This window comes from Bacillus sp. AFS023182 (assembly GCF_002560575.1).
GTDB lineage: Bacteria > Bacillota > Bacilli > Bacillales > Bacillaceae_G > Bacillus_A > Bacillus_A arachidis.
In genome coordinates, this window is record NZ_NTRO01000010.1 from 24,746 (window position 1) to 41,459 (window position 16,714).

Below are 16,714 nucleotides of genomic sequence, written 5' to 3' on the forward strand. Positions count from 1 at the left end.
TCCCCTTTTCTTTTTTATAAAATTTCATAACCCGGTAATGTTAAAAATGTTTCAAATTCATCATTACGCACCAAATTAGTAAAAAGCTTTGTTGCTTCTACGAATCTACCTTTCTCAAATGCCTCTTTGCCAATCTCCTGTTCTATTTTCGTTAGTTCTTCCGCCTTGAACTCTTCCACTAAAGCAAATGTAATCTTTCGTCCGTCATTTAGCTTTCCGCCTTCATGACGAATCCATTGCCACACTTGCGCCCTTGAAATTTCTGCCGTTGCTGCATCTTCCATTAAATTATAAATCGGTGCTGCCCCGCGGCCGCTTAACCAAGATGCAATATATTGAATACCGACGCTAATATTCATACGAAGCCCTTCTTCTGTAATCGTTCCCACTGGTACTTCTAACAAATCCTTTTCTGTTACATAAATTTCTTCACGTTTTCTAAAAATTTGATTCGGCGTTTTCATAACGTGATTAAACACTTCCATCGCAACCGGTACAAGTCCCGGATGGGCAACCCAAGTCCCATCATGGCCGTCTAAAGCCTCACGTTCTTTATCCATGCGAACCTTTTCAAAAGCAACCTCATTTGCTTCCGGATTATTTTTAATCGGAATTTGTGCTGCCATGCCGCCAATTGCTGGTGCATTCCGGCGATGGCACGTTTGAATTACTTTTAAAGAATACGCACGCATAAACGGAGCCGTCATCGTAACTTGCGCCCTATCTGGAAGTAGAAATTCATTATGATTACGAAAGCTTTTTAAGAAACTAAAAATATAATCCCATCGCCCGCAATTAAGCCCCGCTGAGTGATCACGGAGTTCATATAAAATTTCATCCATTTCAAAAGAAGCGTGGATTGTTTCTAATAAAACTGTTGCTTTAATTGTTCCATTTGGAATCCCAATATATTTCTGCGCAAAAATAAACACATCATTCCACAATCGTGCTTCTAAATAGCTCTCCATTTTCGGTAAGTAAAAATATGGCCCGCTTCCTTTTTCTAATAACGTTTTTGCATTATGGAAAAAGTACAAACCAAAGTCAACAAGACTACCTGACATCTTTTCTCCATCAACTAGCATATGTTTTTCTTCTAAATGCCAGCCTCGCGGACGCACAATAAGGACAGCGGTTTTATCACCTAAACGATATTCCTTACCACTAGGATTCTTATATGAAATCGTTCCCTTCACTGCATCTCTTAAATTAATTTGACCATCCATCGCATTATGCCACGTTGGCGAATTAGAATCTTCAAAGTCTGCCATAAAGAGATGTGCACCCGAATTTAAAGCATTAATCACCATCTTACGATCTACTGGACCTGTAATCTCCACACGACGATCTTCTAAATCTTTTGGAAGCGGAGCAATCGTCCAATCTCCAGCACGTATATGTGCTGTTTCTGGTAAAAAACTTGGAAACTCCCCTGCATCAATCCTTTTTTGTTTTTCCACACGTTTTTGTAACAACTCTTTACGGCGTGTATTAAAATTCTCATGCAGCTCTTTCAAAAAAGTGAGCGCTTCCGGTGTCAAAATTTCTCCATACGCCGGTAATACTTCTAGAGCGAGTGTAACCCGTGAAGTTTGCGTCGACATATTAGCATCTCCCTCTCCAACTGTTTTATAACAGATTTGATTTTATGTTTTATATTATATAACAAATTTTCAAAAAAATCTTCCTTTTTCGAAAATTTATCCTTTTTTCCATAACATCCATCTATTCAAAACCCGCACTTTTCTTACTAGTAAATGAGGTATCATCGTATTTTGCGGCATATTTAAAGCTCTCATCTGTTACCCTTTACTAAAACAAAACGATCGTGATTGTTATATAACAATCACGATCATTTTGTTGATTATGCTTTACTTTCACTTTCTTCTAATACTACTGTCTTTGTTTTGGATTTTTGAAAAGTAAGTACCATTCCAGCAAAAATGAGGATAATCCCTACTGTCTGCATGATAGTCGGGCGAAATCCTGTAAATACTGTGTCTAATAGAATTGCTACACCCGGATCCAAAAAGACTAATACAGAAATGAGTCTTGTTGGTAAATCTCGTAAGCTATCAAAGAATAAATAGTAAACAAAACCAGTATGGATCAGTCCTGTTGCGGTAATCGCAATCCAGTTACTCTCTGTTAACCCTTGAAACGCTCCAAAGTCTACAAATGGTAGTAATAGAAATATCCCTAAAAAAGTTTGTAAAAATGTCATCGCATACGCACTGGTTTGTTTAATCCCTTTCCCTAACAAGGTGGTAAATGCATAAAATAATGCCGCAAGAAGTGCCCAAACCATCCCTGAAGACATCAGCTTTTCTATAGATACACTTCCATCTATACCCGCGACTAACACAGTGCCTACAAAACAAATCAAAATTGAAATAATAGACAGTACTGTTAATCTTTCCTTAAACACAACACTCCCAATCATTAATACGATAATGGGCGCAAGATGATATACAGAAATGGCAATCGTCACTGACATAACTTCAAAAGCTTTAAATAAGAATACCCAGTTAAAAACAAGAAATACACCGCAAGCTAGTATTTGCAGCACTTCTTTTTTATTCCACTTTTCTTCTTTAAATTGACCTGTCGCAATCCAGCATAATGTTAAGAAGATCGTGGCACAAATGCAACGAACAAACACCAATTCAAATGAAGGTAAATTTGTTTTCACTGAGAAAAATCCGATGGAACCGAAAATAGACATTGATACTATCATTTTTATTGCTGGTAATGATTTTGTTTGAAATAGTACATTTGTAGCACTTTTTTGAAACAATAAAAACAACCCCCATTAATCTGAAACACACATTCACATGCGGAATTTCATAATCTTCTAAATTTTAAACCTACACGTAAGTCGTTTCTTATGAAGTAGCATTGACAATACGTATTCCTCTTACCATATACAATATCATTTTGCCAAATAAAGCAACAATGGAAATAATAGAAATACTCGTTTTCCCTGTTATAGCTACCTTTATATTTTACCATATTTTACATGAAGATACTTTTTTCTAACAATCTATTTTGATTTTCTAATATATACATTACGGTCCTGCAAACAAAAAAGTTCTTTTCTCTATTATTTCGTGCAGCATAAGGCGTCTACAGCACATGGACAGAGCCTGTTGTAGATTTAGAATTGACATGAAGTTAGATTAAAGTTAAACTGTCAGTAACATGTTACTGTTAACGACAGTATAATGTTATTAACAGTGTATTGCTGTTATGATAACAAAACTATTTTTAACATTTCATTAAGGAGGTTAGATGTTTTATGAAACACACAGGAAGACATACAGGTGCATTTCTTTTGCTGTTTTTAACAGAGGGAGATAGTTATGGAGGGAAACTTCTGCAGAAATGTGAGGAAGAGCTTCCCATCAATCCAATTGATAGTGCCATCATATATCGTACACTCAAAAAATTAGAGGTAGAAGGTGCTGTTGAGTCTTATTTGGATACATCTGATCAAGATAAGCCGATAAAAATGTACAAAATTACTACAGTTGGAAAAGAAAAATTAGACGATTTTCAAATAGATATTGAAGAAAAAATTAAAAACTTATCATTTTTCTTAGACAAATATAAAGACTGGAAAGAATCGAATCATGATTAATGGCGCTCTCCTTTACTCTTTAGCCATTATTCTTGTCAGTATTTCTTTTGTAAAGGATCGAAGTAAAACAAAAGAGGCTCTATTAAAGTCATGGAAAATGTTTCGTAATCTAATACCTTCCATGCTATCAATTATGCTTTTCGTTGGACTATCACTATCTATATTAACACCTTCCTTCATTTCTTCTATCATCGGAGAAAAATCTGGGTTCATCGGTATTATTTATTCAGCAATAATTGGCTCCGTTGCACTCATTCCAAGCTTTATTGTGTTTCCTCTTGGAAATACATTAGTCCAAAATGGTGCGGGACTTCCTCAAGTTGCGGCATTAATGTCTACATTAATGTCAGTAGGAATCACAACTTTACCGATGGAACAAAAAATATTTGGACGAAGTTTTGCTTATTCTCGTAATGCATCTGCATTGTTAATGTCTCTCCTATTCTCGTATATTATTTGGGTGGTGATGGGATGAATGAATTAAGAAGATATCGTTTCTTTTTCATTTTACTACTCGGGCTCACTATATTGACTTTTATAAACCAATCGCTCGGATGGAGTGCATTTCAATTAACAGGAAAAAGCATTTTAGATATGCTTTTTCTACTGCCCCCTGTTTTAATATTCGTAGGGTTGCTTGACCAGTGGGTGAAGAAAGAAACATTAATTAAATATATGGGGAAAAAATCTGGTATCTATGGCATCTTGTTTTCCCTATTATTAGGAGGAATTGCAGCCGGTCCCCTCTATGTTGCTTTTCCAATCGCAGCGCTTTTATTAAAAAAAGGAGCGAGCATACGATACATTGTATTTTTTCTAGGAGTTTGGACAACTGCAAAGTTACCAGTTATGGTGTATGAATTTGCTTCATTTGGAGCTAAATTTACACTCATTCACATTTGTTTTGGTCTATTATTTTTCTATTTAATGGGTATTATTTATGAGAAGTTTTATGACCAACGACAATTGTTGAAATATGATATAACAAAAGAAATATAGATCTTGAGGAACGATTTTTTAATTCTCCCATCCTAGCCCCTTTTGAGTTTGATCAAAAAAAACTTTATAAAGGAGCAGCGTCCCCGCTGCTCCTCATTTTCTTTCTTTCTCATACTGTTCAAACGCATGAATTCTTTCAAAAATTGGCGGATGTGTATACAAGAAAAACTTCACTAACGCCGGTGGATTCACTTGACTTAAACTTGTTTTCGATAAATACTGGAACGTCTTCACACCGGCCTTTCCATCCTTTGTCATATCTAAAGCATACTGATCTGCCGCCCGTTCTTCTATACGTGATACATAGTTTGATAGTGGGCTTACTGCAAAAGATAACACAGAGGAAATAAGAAAAAATAATGGGATAATCGATAAACACGCCATCCTTGATAGGCGCAATGTATCACCCCATTTTCTGAGGCACATATTGATAATACGGCTAATTAAATACATCCCTACAAACGTCAACACAATATAACTCGCCACACCCCAATATATATGTTTCATCACGTAATGTCCCATTTCATGCGCCATAATAAATAAAATCTCTTTATCTTTTAACTGCTGGAGCGTTGTATTCCACAATACAATTCGAGAATTCAATCCAATGCCTGTTACATATGCGTTTAACGCGTTCGTTTTTTCAGACATGTTCACTTCATATACATGATTGGCTGGAATGTCTGCCTGATCAGCGAGTGATAAAATTTTCTCCTCTAACTCTTTATTTTGTAATGTGGAAAAATCATTGTATAACGGATCAATTACAACGGGCTGTACAAATGTTAAAAAAATTGTAAATGGTACAGATAACGCCCATCCCGCTAACCACCACCGCTTCGGAAATTTATGAATCAGCCCTAAAAGGACAGAGACGACGAGAAACATCATAATATAATTTACCCAAAAATCAATCACATGATCTTTTATCCAGCTCGCTGTGGATTGCGTTGAAATACCGTAATCAATTGAGATTTGATGCCCCATCCATTGCAGAGGTAATGCAAGAGCGGTTGTAAGCAATGATAAATAAAAGAGATAGATAGCAACTTGAATAACTCGTACTTTCGTCGTTTCTTTTGACCATTTTTCAAAGCGATTTGATATACCTAAAACAAGGACGAACAATAAAATAATCCATTCAAGAGGCGTTGCTAAAAAAAAGAGTAAATTTTTCACACGCGAATAATCTTGGCTTAATGTAAGTTCCTTTGCGTCCATAAATGTCTGTGGATCAGCACTCGTTCCTTTATACATGTCTGGAATAATTTCATGATTCCATCCAAATAAATACCAATATATAAATAATGCAAAACCAACGTACAAAAAAAGTGACCACTTCACAACCTTCTTCACGGTATCTCCTCCTCTATGCTGCCTGTCTCTTATTATTGTAAGTTCGTTCCTTCTAAAATAGAACAAGCTAATACATCGAATTGTCATGCAATTTTCAATCCCTCCTCATGAATTTTCGGATTTTTCTTATAAAATAAAACTGGAAGGGAGAGGGAAAAATGAAAAAAATTTATATTACGTTTACATTAAGTTTAGTCATCGTAATTGGAATTGGAATTTACTATTTTACAGATTATCGTAAAGCTTCTGCTGAAATACCAAGTGGAATCGTTATGGAGGATGTAAATGGTACAACGCTATCTTTTGATCAATTACCAAAAAAGCTTAAACTTGTAGAATTTATATACACAAAATGCCCTGATATTTGTCCTGTTACTACATACAAAATGAAACATTTACGAGACAAATTAGAGAAAGAGAAACTGTTTGGAACAAAGGTTGAATTTATAACAATTACCATTGATCCTAAGTTCGACACAAAAGAAGTATTAACTACATATTCCAATACATTTGAAATGAAAAAAACAAAAGGATGGCACTTACTACGTGGTGATGAAGATGAAACAAAAAAACTAGCAGACACATTTAACTTTCAGTACCGCGATCCCGGAAGCGGACTCTATATTCATACTTCTAACTCCTATCTACTCGATGAAAATGATCGTTTAATTGAAGTGTTTGGTATGGGAGAACGTGGGTTTAACAGTAACAAAGTACTTGAGAAAATTAAAAATGCATTATAAAACCTCTTCATCATTCGAAGAGGTTTTTCACACATATTATTCTATATAAACTATGCTGCAAAAATTAAATACTATCTCTCTGTATGTTTCTTCGGCTCATATGTTGGAATAAGAAATGCACTCCCAATCCAACAAATAAGGCCGAAACCACTTAGATATTTCCCATATTCATAATCGTTTACATACACTTTCCCTACAATAATTAAGATAAATCCAAGTAAAACAACTGCATAGCCAACTTGTTTTTTCGACAACATAACTCAACATCCTTATTGAAAAATATTAATGAAAAAATTTAAGTCCCGAAAAGAAATGGAGCTATATTTCATAATTCCTTGTACAGCTAGAAGTATTATAAGACCAAGCACGCATATATAATTAATTCCATCTTCACTTCTTTTCTCAACTACAATTCCGCCCCCAATGCATAGTAGGCCTAGAAGATGAAGTGCTAAATAGACAAAAAAGTATGCTTCCTCCCAGCGAAACCCTACATTCACTGTCGTAATCACAATTAAACTCACCATGATCACATAAAACAATTTATTTGATCGAATCGTTTCATTCATAGAATCATATTCATTCCTTTCTATATAAATCTTGTTTGATTTTCCAGCATATAAATTACTCCTATGCATGGACGGATGCTCTCTCCGTTCTAAGAAAGGAGGCATCACTTTTTCAATTCTTTATATTCTGATTATTTAACGGATAATACGTTTCCTATAACTCTCTCATTTTATTTGTATATACTACCGGCACCTCTTTATTTATATAACGGCGATTCATGAACAAAAAGATGAGTACAAAATTTAATCCAATGATAAAAATAATAAGTCCTGTAAAAAATGGAGTTTGATTAGAAAAATCCGCAAAGCTTATCATTTCTTCCTTGCTGAACATAAAAGATGTAATAAGTACAATTGCATTATTTAACATATGAATACTAATCGGCATCAGTAAGCTTTTCGTACGAATGTATACAATTGATAGTACAATACTAAATATAACCGCACTGAGGAAATCAATGTGAAAACATCCGAAAAGAATCGCTACAATAACCATCGCTTTTCCCGTTCCCCATTTCGCCGCAAAGCGCTGAAATAGAAATCCCCTAAATATAAATTCACATACAATAGGAGCTACTAGTACGATTATGATAAATTGATAAATGTATCCCCCCGCACTCCCTATAATCGGTTCATGTAATATATTTATAATATAATCTGGTGTAATCCATACAAAGCTATACATATACAATACAAGATATCCATAACTAAAAAGGCATAGCATTCCCGTAATCATTAAAACTTGTAAAAGATTAAATGATTCTCTTCTATTCACAAATAAAGTAAATGGAACACGATGGCGCTTACATTGACAGCATAGCCAAAGTGATGGAATGATGTAGAGTACAAGTATGCTTACAAAAGAAGAAATTGATATATGAAATGTATTCTCTAGCAATTGTTTACTAACACGTTCAATCAAAACAAGTAGTGTAAATACAATTAAAAAATATCTGGCTCGCATCGCACAAAACGGATTCACAACCCTCTCCTCCCCTATGTTACATTTATCATATCATTCGAATCTTATTTTTAAGCAAAGAAAACCTTAAATTTTCCTTAAAAATTCCATAACTTACAAGAAAATGTTATGATATTCGATGAAAATAGGGGGCGATTCAAATTGTATACTGCAAATATTTTACTTGTTGATGATGAAACGGCTATTTTACAACTATTAACTACTATTCTACAAAAAGAAGGATTTTCTCATATTACAACTGCTACATCTGCAGAAGAAGCTTTACTATTCGTAGAACAAAATCGTTATGATTTAATGATTCTAGACGTCATGCTTCCTGGACAATCTGGTTTTGACATTTGTCCAATCATTCGCCAAAAAACAGATTGCCCAATTTTCTTCCTAACAGCAAAATCATCTGATTTAGATAAAGTATCTGGCTTCTTATACGGAGCAGACGACTATATTACAAAACCATTCAATCCACTAGAAGTTGTCGCTCGTATGAAAGCGCAACTTCGAAGACACATGAAACAAATATCACAACCTACGAAAGAAACACACTTTATTTCATTTGGAAGATTTCAAGTCGATAAACATGCAGCCGAATTACAAGTAGACGGAAAGGTTGTTGAATGTTCAGCTCAGCTCTTTCAACTACTACTTTTTTTCTGTGAACATCCGAATTACGTATTTTCAAAAGAAGAAATATACGAAAAAGTATGGGGGGCACCCGCCTATAATGGAGATGACAACACAGTTATGGTTCATATTCGAAAACTACGTGAAAAAATTGAGCTTGATCCAAGTAACCCACAATACATAAAAACCGTTCGCGGACTTGGCTATAAATTCATCGCAAAGTAGGTACCAACTATGAATTTAAGTAGAAGGATTATTATCCAATTTATTATACAGCATATTTTCGTTTTGTTTACTTTACTAATTGCAGTCATCATTGCCTTTGGCTATTTAGTTTATCTTTTCAATACGAGCCTTTATGAACCAAACGTTCCCGAACTTGATAACTTCACTATTTCTCAAAACGTTTCTTCAGAAAACGGGCGTATAACATTAAGTTCTGAGGTAAAAGAAATGATTGAGAAAAAAAATGATTGGCTTCAAATTGTTGATGAAAGCGGAAAGGTACTGTATGACTTTAATTCTCCTGAAGATGTTCCTGGTTCTTATACGAAAACATCCCTAGTTGCTTATTTACAGCATGATATACAAAATCCTTACAAATTGACGTATTGGAACATTGAATTAGAGGAAAAAACAGCAATTATGATTTATGGCGGGAAGCTAAAAAGTAATACATTACTTCAAGAATTAAAACAAGAACACGGTTCACCATTATCAGCTGCATTTTCTTTAACAGAAAAAGAAAAGAAACGGCTTACCGCAGAAGGTGCTACGCTGCAAATATTTAACGCACAAGGAGAAGAGATTTTTGCTTATCCTGAAACAAAAAGAAAATCCTTTTCAGCCATTCAAGCTGTACTTTCTGAAAAAGAGCCTTGGAATCACAAAGAAAATGTCTCAAGTTTGTATAATCCAGAGGACCAAACCTTATTTACCATAACAGTACAGAATGAATATTACTATCCATCTGATATGAATGAAGATATATTCGCAAAAAAATTCTTAATGGGATTTGGCGTTATTATTTTAATTGCGTTTGTCTACTTAGTTATTCTTTCTATTTGGTACGGAAGAAAATTTGGTAAACCGTTATTACATACCATGCGCTGGCTCAAAAATATCGCTGGTGGAACATACGAAGAACCAGTCAGTAAAAAAGGAAAAACAGTCCGTTTTCGGCGCTCGGGTAAAGAAAAGTGGTCATTCCGTCTTTTTAAAGATGTGACAAATGCTCTAGAGCACCTTTCTATTACACTCAAAAAAAATGAGTCCATACGACAAGTTATTCAACAAACACGAGAGGAATGGATTACTGGTCTCACTCATGATTTAAAAACACCGCTCAGTTCTATTTACGGGTATTCTCTATTACTAGAATCGAAACAATATAAATGGGACGATAAAGACATTCAAGAGTTTGGACGTGTCATGCGAGAAAAATCTCAATATATGACAACATTAATTGACGACTTAAGCTTAACGTATCAATTAAAAAACAATGCGATTCCCACTCACCATGTCGAAGTTGAGATTAATCAATTTGTCCAAAAAGTCTTATTACAATTTATTAACAACCCGACACTTCAAAATCAAAACATAGAATTTGTTCCTAGCTCTAGTAACATTCATTATTCTATTGAAGAAAAATGGTTCCAGCGTATCATTGAGAACTTATTAGCAAATGCAGTCAAACATAATAATGAAACAACCAATGTCATTGTAAGTCTTGGACAGAACAAACACGCTTTCACACTTTCTATTTCTGATAATGGAAAAGGCATGGATGAACAAACGAAAGAACTTCTATTCGAAAGATATTACCGCGGTACAAATACGGAAGAAAATAATGCTGGAACAGGCCTTGGCTTAGCGATTACAAAACAACTTGTTCTCGCACATCACGGTACGATTTCTATTGAAAGTGAGCTTGGGAAAGGGACAACCATTAATATGGTATTTCCTTTCTCGCCTAATAACAAAAGAACTTCCTAGTCTAAAAGTCTAGGAAGTTCTTTTATATTTATTTAATACTGGTAAATGTTCTTTGAAGACTTACATCCTGAATCTAGTCAATAAGCCATAGATAAGTCGAAATATAGTTGTTCCTTCCGAACATATTTTAGAAACTAGGAGGGGATGAAGATTGCGTTTCTATAGAAGAATTAAATATTATACGTCATCTTCCTCTAATCGTTTTTTTTGTAAATAGTAAACAAAAGAAAAAGGAATGAGAAAACAAACAAAAACCACACTGCCTACAAGTAGGGCTTGACTGTTATTACTGTGATCTGGACCGAATTTTGCTAGGAGTGCTAAAGCAGTACCAACCAATGCAGAAAGAATTACAATTCGGTAATAAGGACGGGGCTTTTTCTGTTCATTTGCATTATCATACACATCAAGGGAAATTTTGAGATTCAGCCAACTTAAAACAACCACAGTAAGCATAAATACTAACCATAATGGATTATCTCTAGCCTCCATAACCCCTTCTGTAATCGCCTCATAAAGTAAAATGGCAAGTATCCCTATCGTTTGGACCATAAAGGCAATACGAATATTTTTCAAACTTTGCATTTGTAATCGTTCATCTTTAATTATCTTCATATATCTGCTCCTCCTCGCTAATCCAAAATATTTCATCCAACGTCTTATTCACTGCATAACAAATCTCCAAGCACAATTTTAGTGTAGGGTTATATGCACCTTTTTCAATCAAGCTAATGGTTTGCCGCGTGACGCCAACTTTCTGTGCCAGTTGTTGTTGCGTTAAGTCTACTTGGACACGAGCTATCTTTACTTTATTCCTCACCTATATTATCCCTCCTTAACCAAATTGTAACATATATATTACATAATTCAATGTATATGTTACATAACAGGCGCTAAAATTATCGCTATGTAATTTTATAATACGATTAACCTTAAATCTCATACAAAAAAGTTTCCTAGAATCTAGGAAACTTTCTTCTCTTCTTATTGTTGTTTCTTCTGCACTGGCAGCCAAATCTCAACTTGCGCAAACTCACTCTTATCTTCATGGCTACGCTCATCATATAACTCGAACTCTGTAACGCCCGCATGTTCATAGCCTGAGTGGGGGAACCATTCTGAAAAAATACTCTTCCATGTTTGTTGGAGAGACGATACCATGTCTTTATGAGGTACTTTTGGTGTTGTAAATACAGCATATGTTGCTTCTGGGAACGTACGCTGCGCTAATTCATTTGATACCCCATCAAAACTTGTAACTTCCATTCCAATAATATAAGTGAAGTCCCCTGCTTCTAAATTAAAATCCGTGCACATTCCAAGCTCTACATACTGATCTGTATGTTTACGGTTTGTAATGTTACTTGCAAGATTGTTTTGTAAATAACGATCCCAGAATACCGGAATATCTTTAAGGTTTTTTCCTTCTTTATTAGACGTCTTCATCTCATATCCAGCTACATGAAACGCTGGTTTTTTTTCAATACGAAATTCCATTTGTATTCCCCCTAAATATGGATTGAACTTTCGCTGCTTCACATTTGCTTTATAATACATCGGTGTCTTAATCCCTTGCTTTCGGTAGCTACTTGGCGTCATCTGAAACAACTTTTTAAAGGCTCGAATGAACGTTTCATGAGATTGAAAGCCATGTTCTAATGCGATATCAAGGATTTTTTCTTCCGTATGAGAAAGCTGATAAGCTGCCCGGGCTAGCCTCCTCTTACGAACATACTCCATGACAGTATCGCCTACTAGCGCTTGGAATACGCGATGAAAATGATATTCCGAGAACCCTGCAATACGAGCCAAATTACTTAATGTTTGTTTTTCCATTACATTTACTTCAATGTAATCAATTGCTTTTTGAATTTGTGTTTCATAGCTTTCCATCTCTGTTCACCCGCCTTATATGTATTATGATAAAAGAGAAGAGAATTCTTTTCTTGACGTTTCTTGCTTTTATTTTACAGAAATTTGTAACTTTTTCATATTACATTCGTTGTTATAAGTGAAGGGAGGAATATCCGTGAAAAAACAAACACTTGAGGAAATTTATAAACAGCATATGCATGACCTTTTTCGCTATCTTCTCTCCCTAACAGGACATTTCCACTGGGCAGAGGATTTGATGCAAGAAACCTTTTATCGGATGCTCGTCCACATTGACTATTACAAAGGTGAAGAAGTTAGGAATTGGTTATTTACAATCGCCTACCACGCCTTTATTGATTGGCACCGAAAAGAAGCAAAATATAAAACAACAACACTAGAAGATTTTCATTTACCTGATGTTCCAAGTACAGAAAATGCCTATTTCACAAAGTATGAAATTACAGAGTGGTTACAACGCCTCTCTTCCCTTCCTATCGTCAGGCGAAATATTCTCTTACTGCGAGATTACTATGGATTCTCCTATAAAGAAATCACCAAGATGACTAGACTTACACTAGCAAAAGTCAAAATTGAACTGCACCGTGGCCGAAAAGAAATGCGATCAGCAAAGGAGTGATATCAATGACTTGCATGCAATACAAAGAGCTTTGGAAAAAATATGAACAAGATACGATTACAGCTGAAGAACAAGAAAAGCTAGAAAACCATATTGAGACTTGTACGATATGTGAAACCCATTTAGATAGACTGCTTACAGAAACAGAAAAGATAAAGAAAAACTCCCGCCAGTCTCTAATATTCAAGTGCCTTTTCGAAAGATTAAATGGAAACATCGTTTGCAAACTCTTGCTTTTCTACTTGCAGTTTGTATGGTTCTATATATGATCGGCGGCGTCCTATCTTCAATCTATTTTCAAGTGAACAATGAACAAAAGCTAAAAGAAGTTAGGGACGTCCCTGCACTGGCACTAGAAGCAACAATCCCAAATAGCCGAGTTACCGGCGGAGGGACGAATGTAGAAGTCTTCTTTCGTACACACGGTAATATCCGCTTAGTCAAAACAGTTGGTAAAGGGGAGTTTAAACTTGGCACCGTCCAAATTGACAGTTTTCTTTCATCTGTAAAGGTAGAACAAACATGGGCTGACACAGCATATCAACAAAATCTCTTCTTTGTTCATCCAAAAACGAAAGAGATGACAAATTTCCAAGAAGATATAAAAAAAGTGTGGGAGACACTGCAAAAAATACCTGATGGAACCGTAGCAGAACTCGCTATTTCTTTTGATAAATCTTACACATTGCAAGAATTAGAACCTATTCTTTATAGTGTATTTGAGGCGCAAGAAATGCCACCAACTCCTGTATGGTACGCTTTAGATACAGGGTTAGAAGCAGCAAGTGACGACCGCCCTCGTATATCTAGTTTTGAAGCTTTCAGATTCCCAGAACATATACATTTTGGCAACCTTGAAACAAAACAGGTGAAAACAAAGGAAGAAGAGGTACTAGAAATGATGCGCGTTTTATCACAGCATGAAGAAATCGTAAAACAAGTTACCCAGCGTAGCAGTAAAGAATTAAACCTACAAAAACAATATCAATATGTGAAAAAACATGGTATCAAAGTTTACGGTATTGTCATTACTGGCCCATCGAAAGAATTATTAAAATTACAAAATTCTCCTCATGTTCGTGACGCTACTCTTGGAGATATTGAATTTTGGAATTGGTTTGACCGTCCAAGTGGTTCTCGTCACTAAAAATGAAACAACCATTCAAAGCTGAATGGTTGTTTCATTTTTATCTCAATTAAAATTCACATCGACCTGAATGACTTCCGACCGGCTTCCAAGTCTAAGCGGCGGACCCCAAAATCCGAATCCTGAAGAAACAATCGCATGAAATGTTTCCTTTTGTAAATATCCCCAGTCTAGTTCATACATTCTTCTCGTAATCAAATGATTCGGTGCCATTTGTCCTCTATGCGTATGGCCCGATAGTAATAAATCAACGCCAGATTCCGCTGCCTGTTTTAATTCAAACGGCTGATGATCCATCGCGATAACGGGAAGCGATTTATCTACAGTGCTCATTAGCGCTTCGAAACTTTGACGATCTCGCTCTGTTTTATCCCTTCTACCAACAAGATAAAAACTATCTTCAACTTTGATCACTTCATCTAACATGATATGGATATCAATTTTATCCATCTCTTGCAGAAACTCCGGAATTGCTCGTCCATAATATTCATGATTTCCAAGCACTCCATACACACCAAGAGGTGCCTGCATCTCTTTCATCACATGCCCCATGTTTTTCTTAATGAATTCTCCAGGATGATCATCGATAATATCTCCTGGTAACAAGATGATATCAGGCTTCATTTCATTTACATGGTGCACGAGTCTTTTCAAATGAGAAACACCTGACAACTTACCAAAATGCATATCAGAAGCCATTGCAATGCGAAGTGTTTTACGCTCCCTCGCTTCTTTTGGTATGTGAATCTCATACTTTCGAACAACCGGACTATACGCATTAAATGTTCCATAGCCAAAAATGAAAATAAACATACTAAGCGTAACAATCCCCGTCCACATAATGGCTGTATCTACCGGAACTGATAACTGCAGGATAAATACAGCTATATCAGCAAGTGGTAACAATATAAGAGCATATTGTATCACCGCAAACCAATAAGAACCAATCGTCCGTAAGAAAGGCATGAATTTGAAAACCTGGACAATTAAATACGCATACGAGAGCAACCCAACTACTGCAGCGTAATACCCCCAAGATTCCCAACCAAACATGGTTTGAAGCCAAACCCATCCGTTCCATCCAATGTAAAACATCAGTAATGTATATATAAGAAAAATAGTAACTATATTGAAATATTGACTAATCTTCACAATATGCCTCCTTTTCTATTTCTTTTATTATAACCTGCAATCTTTTCATACTGTGAATCATATGTACTGCCAAGGATTATAAAAATAAAAAAGCACGAAACAATTTGTCTAGTGCTGCTTATTTCCCCATATTTAAGATTGCAATTGTACTTTTATCTTTGTCAACAACTAACATTTATTTAACAATAAAAATATAATTATAATAAATAAAATTTTATTGTAAAACGATAAATGATATGTTAAATTCAAATTTACAATAAATAAGTGAGGTGCTTTTTATGAAACAAGTATCAACGCTCTTTTTAAAGATCGCTGTTATGCTTATTGGAATTCCAATTCTTGCTTTATGTATATTTAGCTTACCTTGGTTAGCTAATAATCCAGTAAATCCAGATTATGCTCATATACTATATCCCGTTTTAATCATTATGTATGTATCAGTGCTACCATTTTTCATTGCATTGTATCAGGCGTTTCGACTTCTAATTTACATTGACAAGAGCAAAGCTTTCTCGGAATTATCTGTCCGAGCTTTAAAAAATATCAAATACTGTGCAATCACAATCAGTGTCTTGTATGCGGTAGGCATGCCATTCTTTTACTTCATAGCGGAGATAGACGACGCTCCAGGTATCATATTAATTGGCTTAGTCGTTATTTTTGCTTCAATGGTAATTGCAGTATTTGCTGCTGTTCTTCAAAAACTGTTAAAAGAAGCGATTGATATAAAATCAGAAAATGACTTAACGGTCTGAGGTGATGAACATGGCAATAATAATCAATATTGATGTGATGTTAGCTAGAAGGAAAATGAGCGTAACAGAGCTTTCAGAAAGGGTTGGAATAACAATGGCTAACCTTTCTATATTGAAAAATGGAAAGGCAAAAGCAATTAGATTTTCTACTTTAGAGGCTATTTGTAAAGCATTGGAATGCCAACCTGGAGACATTTTAGAATACAAAAATGACGAAGACAATCAAGATTAATAAAGTGAGGC

19 protein-coding genes and 1 pseudogene are annotated in these 16,714 nt (G+C 35.2%); 10 read left to right on the plus strand and 10 right to left on the minus strand.

Features of this window, described 5'->3' with window-relative positions:
- Window positions 1–14: 14 nt before the first annotated feature.
- Entirely contained in the window at window positions 15–1,604 is a 1,590-nt protein-coding gene (gene aceB, locus CN288_RS05500; RefSeq protein ID WP_026590506.1) for a malate synthase A, read from the minus strand.
- Between the two features lie 260 nt (window positions 1,605–1,864).
- Window positions 1,865–2,797: a DMT family transporter gene (locus CN288_RS05505; protein WP_026590507.1), complete on the minus strand. Its 933-nt coding sequence runs from the start codon at window positions 2,795–2,797 to the stop codon at window positions 1,865–1,867.
- A 501-nt stretch (window positions 2,798–3,298) separates the two neighbouring features.
- Here CN288_RS05505 and CN288_RS05510 point away from each other — a divergent pair.
- From CN288_RS05510 to CN288_RS05520, 3 genes are read left to right on the plus strand one after another with little or no spacing between them, the layout of a single operon-like run.
- Window positions 3,299–3,640, plus strand: a complete 342-nt coding sequence (locus CN288_RS05510; RefSeq protein ID WP_026590508.1) for a PadR family transcriptional regulator — start codon at window positions 3,299–3,301, stop codon at window positions 3,638–3,640.
- Window positions 3,633–4,115, plus strand: coding sequence for a hypothetical protein (locus CN288_RS05515; protein WP_026590509.1), 483 nt, complete (start codon window positions 3,633–3,635; stop codon window positions 4,113–4,115). The genes CN288_RS05510 and CN288_RS05515 overlap by 8 nt, the downstream gene beginning before the upstream one ends.
- Window positions 4,112–4,639: a permease gene (locus CN288_RS05520; RefSeq protein ID WP_139265588.1), complete on the plus strand. Its 528-nt coding sequence runs from the start codon at window positions 4,112–4,114 to the stop codon at window positions 4,637–4,639. The genes CN288_RS05515 and CN288_RS05520 overlap by 4 nt, the downstream gene beginning before the upstream one ends.
- Window positions 4,640–4,732: 93 nt before the next feature.
- Here CN288_RS05520 and CN288_RS05525 read toward each other — a convergent pair whose 3' ends face one another.
- A complete protein-coding gene (locus CN288_RS05525) occupies window positions 4,733–5,995 on the minus strand; it encodes a M48 family metallopeptidase (protein ID WP_026590516.1) in 1,263 nt (420 codons plus the stop codon).
- A 158-nt stretch (window positions 5,996–6,153) separates the two neighbouring features.
- Here CN288_RS05525 and CN288_RS05530 point away from each other — a divergent pair, with 158 nt between their 5' ends.
- Window positions 6,154–6,738 carry an SCO family protein gene (locus tag CN288_RS05530; protein WP_098301911.1) on the plus strand — a complete coding sequence of 195 codons (585 nt, stop codon included), beginning with the start codon at window positions 6,154–6,156 and terminating at the stop codon, window positions 6,736–6,738.
- A 71-nt stretch (window positions 6,739–6,809) separates the two neighbouring features.
- On the opposite strand, the gene CN288_RS05535 is transcribed toward CN288_RS05530, so the two are convergent.
- The 3 genes from CN288_RS05535 to CN288_RS05545 all read right to left on the minus strand — a co-directional run bounded on the left by CN288_RS05535 (window position 6,810) and on the right by CN288_RS05545 (window position 8,289).
- The gene (locus CN288_RS05535) at window positions 6,810–6,995 is read right to left on the minus strand and encodes a hypothetical protein (protein ID WP_090693431.1); all 186 of its coding nucleotides are present in this window, start codon (window positions 6,993–6,995) and stop codon (window positions 6,810–6,812) included.
- 12 nt (window positions 6,996–7,007) lie between these two features.
- The gene (locus tag CN288_RS05540; protein ID WP_026590519.1) at window positions 7,008–7,307 is read right to left on the minus strand and encodes a hypothetical protein; all 300 of its coding nucleotides are present in this window, start codon (window positions 7,305–7,307) and stop codon (window positions 7,008–7,010) included.
- 154 nt (window positions 7,308–7,461) lie between these two features.
- On the minus strand, window positions 7,462–8,289 hold the full coding sequence (locus CN288_RS05545) for a CPBP family intramembrane glutamic endopeptidase (protein WP_026590520.1): 828 nt from the start codon (window positions 8,287–8,289) through the stop codon (window positions 7,462–7,464).
- A 141-nt stretch (window positions 8,290–8,430) separates the two neighbouring features.
- On the opposite strand from CN288_RS05545, the gene CN288_RS05550 reads away from it, so the two are divergent.
- Together CN288_RS05550 and CN288_RS05555 are read left to right on the plus strand one after the other, a co-directional pair.
- Complete coding sequence (locus CN288_RS05550) at window positions 8,431–9,135, plus strand: response regulator transcription factor (RefSeq protein WP_026590521.1); 705 nt, start codon at window positions 8,431–8,433, stop codon at window positions 9,133–9,135.
- Window positions 9,136–9,144: 9 nt separating this feature from the next.
- A complete protein-coding gene (locus tag CN288_RS05555; protein ID WP_098301912.1) occupies window positions 9,145–10,905 on the plus strand; it encodes a sensor histidine kinase in 1,761 nt (586 codons plus the stop codon).
- A gap of 177 nt (window positions 10,906–11,082) precedes the next feature.
- Here CN288_RS05555 and CN288_RS05560 read toward each other — a convergent pair whose 3' ends face one another.
- From CN288_RS05560 to CN288_RS05570, 3 genes are all read right to left on the minus strand, one after another.
- Window positions 11,083–11,520, minus strand: a complete 438-nt coding sequence (locus tag CN288_RS05560) for a hypothetical protein (RefSeq protein ID WP_026590523.1) — start codon at window positions 11,518–11,520, stop codon at window positions 11,083–11,085.
- Window positions 11,507–11,725, minus strand: a complete 219-nt coding sequence (locus CN288_RS05565; protein ID WP_026590524.1) for a helix-turn-helix transcriptional regulator — start codon at window positions 11,723–11,725, stop codon at window positions 11,507–11,509. Before CN288_RS05565 ends, CN288_RS05560 begins: the two co-directional genes overlap by 14 nt.
- Window positions 11,726–11,889: 164 nt before the next feature.
- Window positions 11,890–12,798 carry an AraC family transcriptional regulator gene (locus CN288_RS05570; protein ID WP_026590525.1) on the minus strand — a complete coding sequence of 303 codons (909 nt, stop codon included), beginning with the start codon at window positions 12,796–12,798 and terminating at the stop codon, window positions 11,890–11,892.
- Window positions 12,799–12,916: 118 nt separating this feature from the next.
- Between CN288_RS05570 and CN288_RS05575 the strand changes: the two genes are divergently transcribed.
- Window positions 12,917–13,417, plus strand: coding sequence for an RNA polymerase sigma factor (locus CN288_RS05575; RefSeq protein ID WP_098301913.1), 501 nt, complete (start codon window positions 12,917–12,919; stop codon window positions 13,415–13,417).
- Window positions 13,418–13,422: 5 nt separating this feature from the next.
- Window positions 13,423–14,564: pseudogene (locus CN288_RS05580) on the plus strand (anti sigma factor C-terminal domain-containing protein).
- Window positions 14,565–14,609: 45 nt separating this feature from the next.
- Here the strand turns inward: CN288_RS05580 and CN288_RS05585 are convergent.
- Window positions 14,610–15,716, minus strand: a complete 1,107-nt coding sequence (locus tag CN288_RS05585; protein WP_026590528.1) for a metallophosphoesterase — start codon at window positions 15,714–15,716, stop codon at window positions 14,610–14,612.
- A gap of 278 nt (window positions 15,717–15,994) precedes the next feature.
- On the opposite strand from CN288_RS05585, the gene CN288_RS05590 reads away from it, so the two are divergent.
- Both CN288_RS05590 and CN288_RS05595 read left to right on the plus strand, forming a co-directional pair.
- Window positions 15,995–16,471: a DUF2975 domain-containing protein gene (locus CN288_RS05590; protein WP_026590529.1), complete on the plus strand. Its 477-nt coding sequence runs from the start codon at window positions 15,995–15,997 to the stop codon at window positions 16,469–16,471.
- A gap of 10 nt (window positions 16,472–16,481) precedes the next feature.
- The gene (locus tag CN288_RS05595; RefSeq protein WP_098301914.1) at window positions 16,482–16,703 is read left to right on the plus strand and encodes a helix-turn-helix domain-containing protein; all 222 of its coding nucleotides are present in this window, start codon (window positions 16,482–16,484) and stop codon (window positions 16,701–16,703) included.
- Window positions 16,704–16,714: the final 11 nt, after the last annotated feature.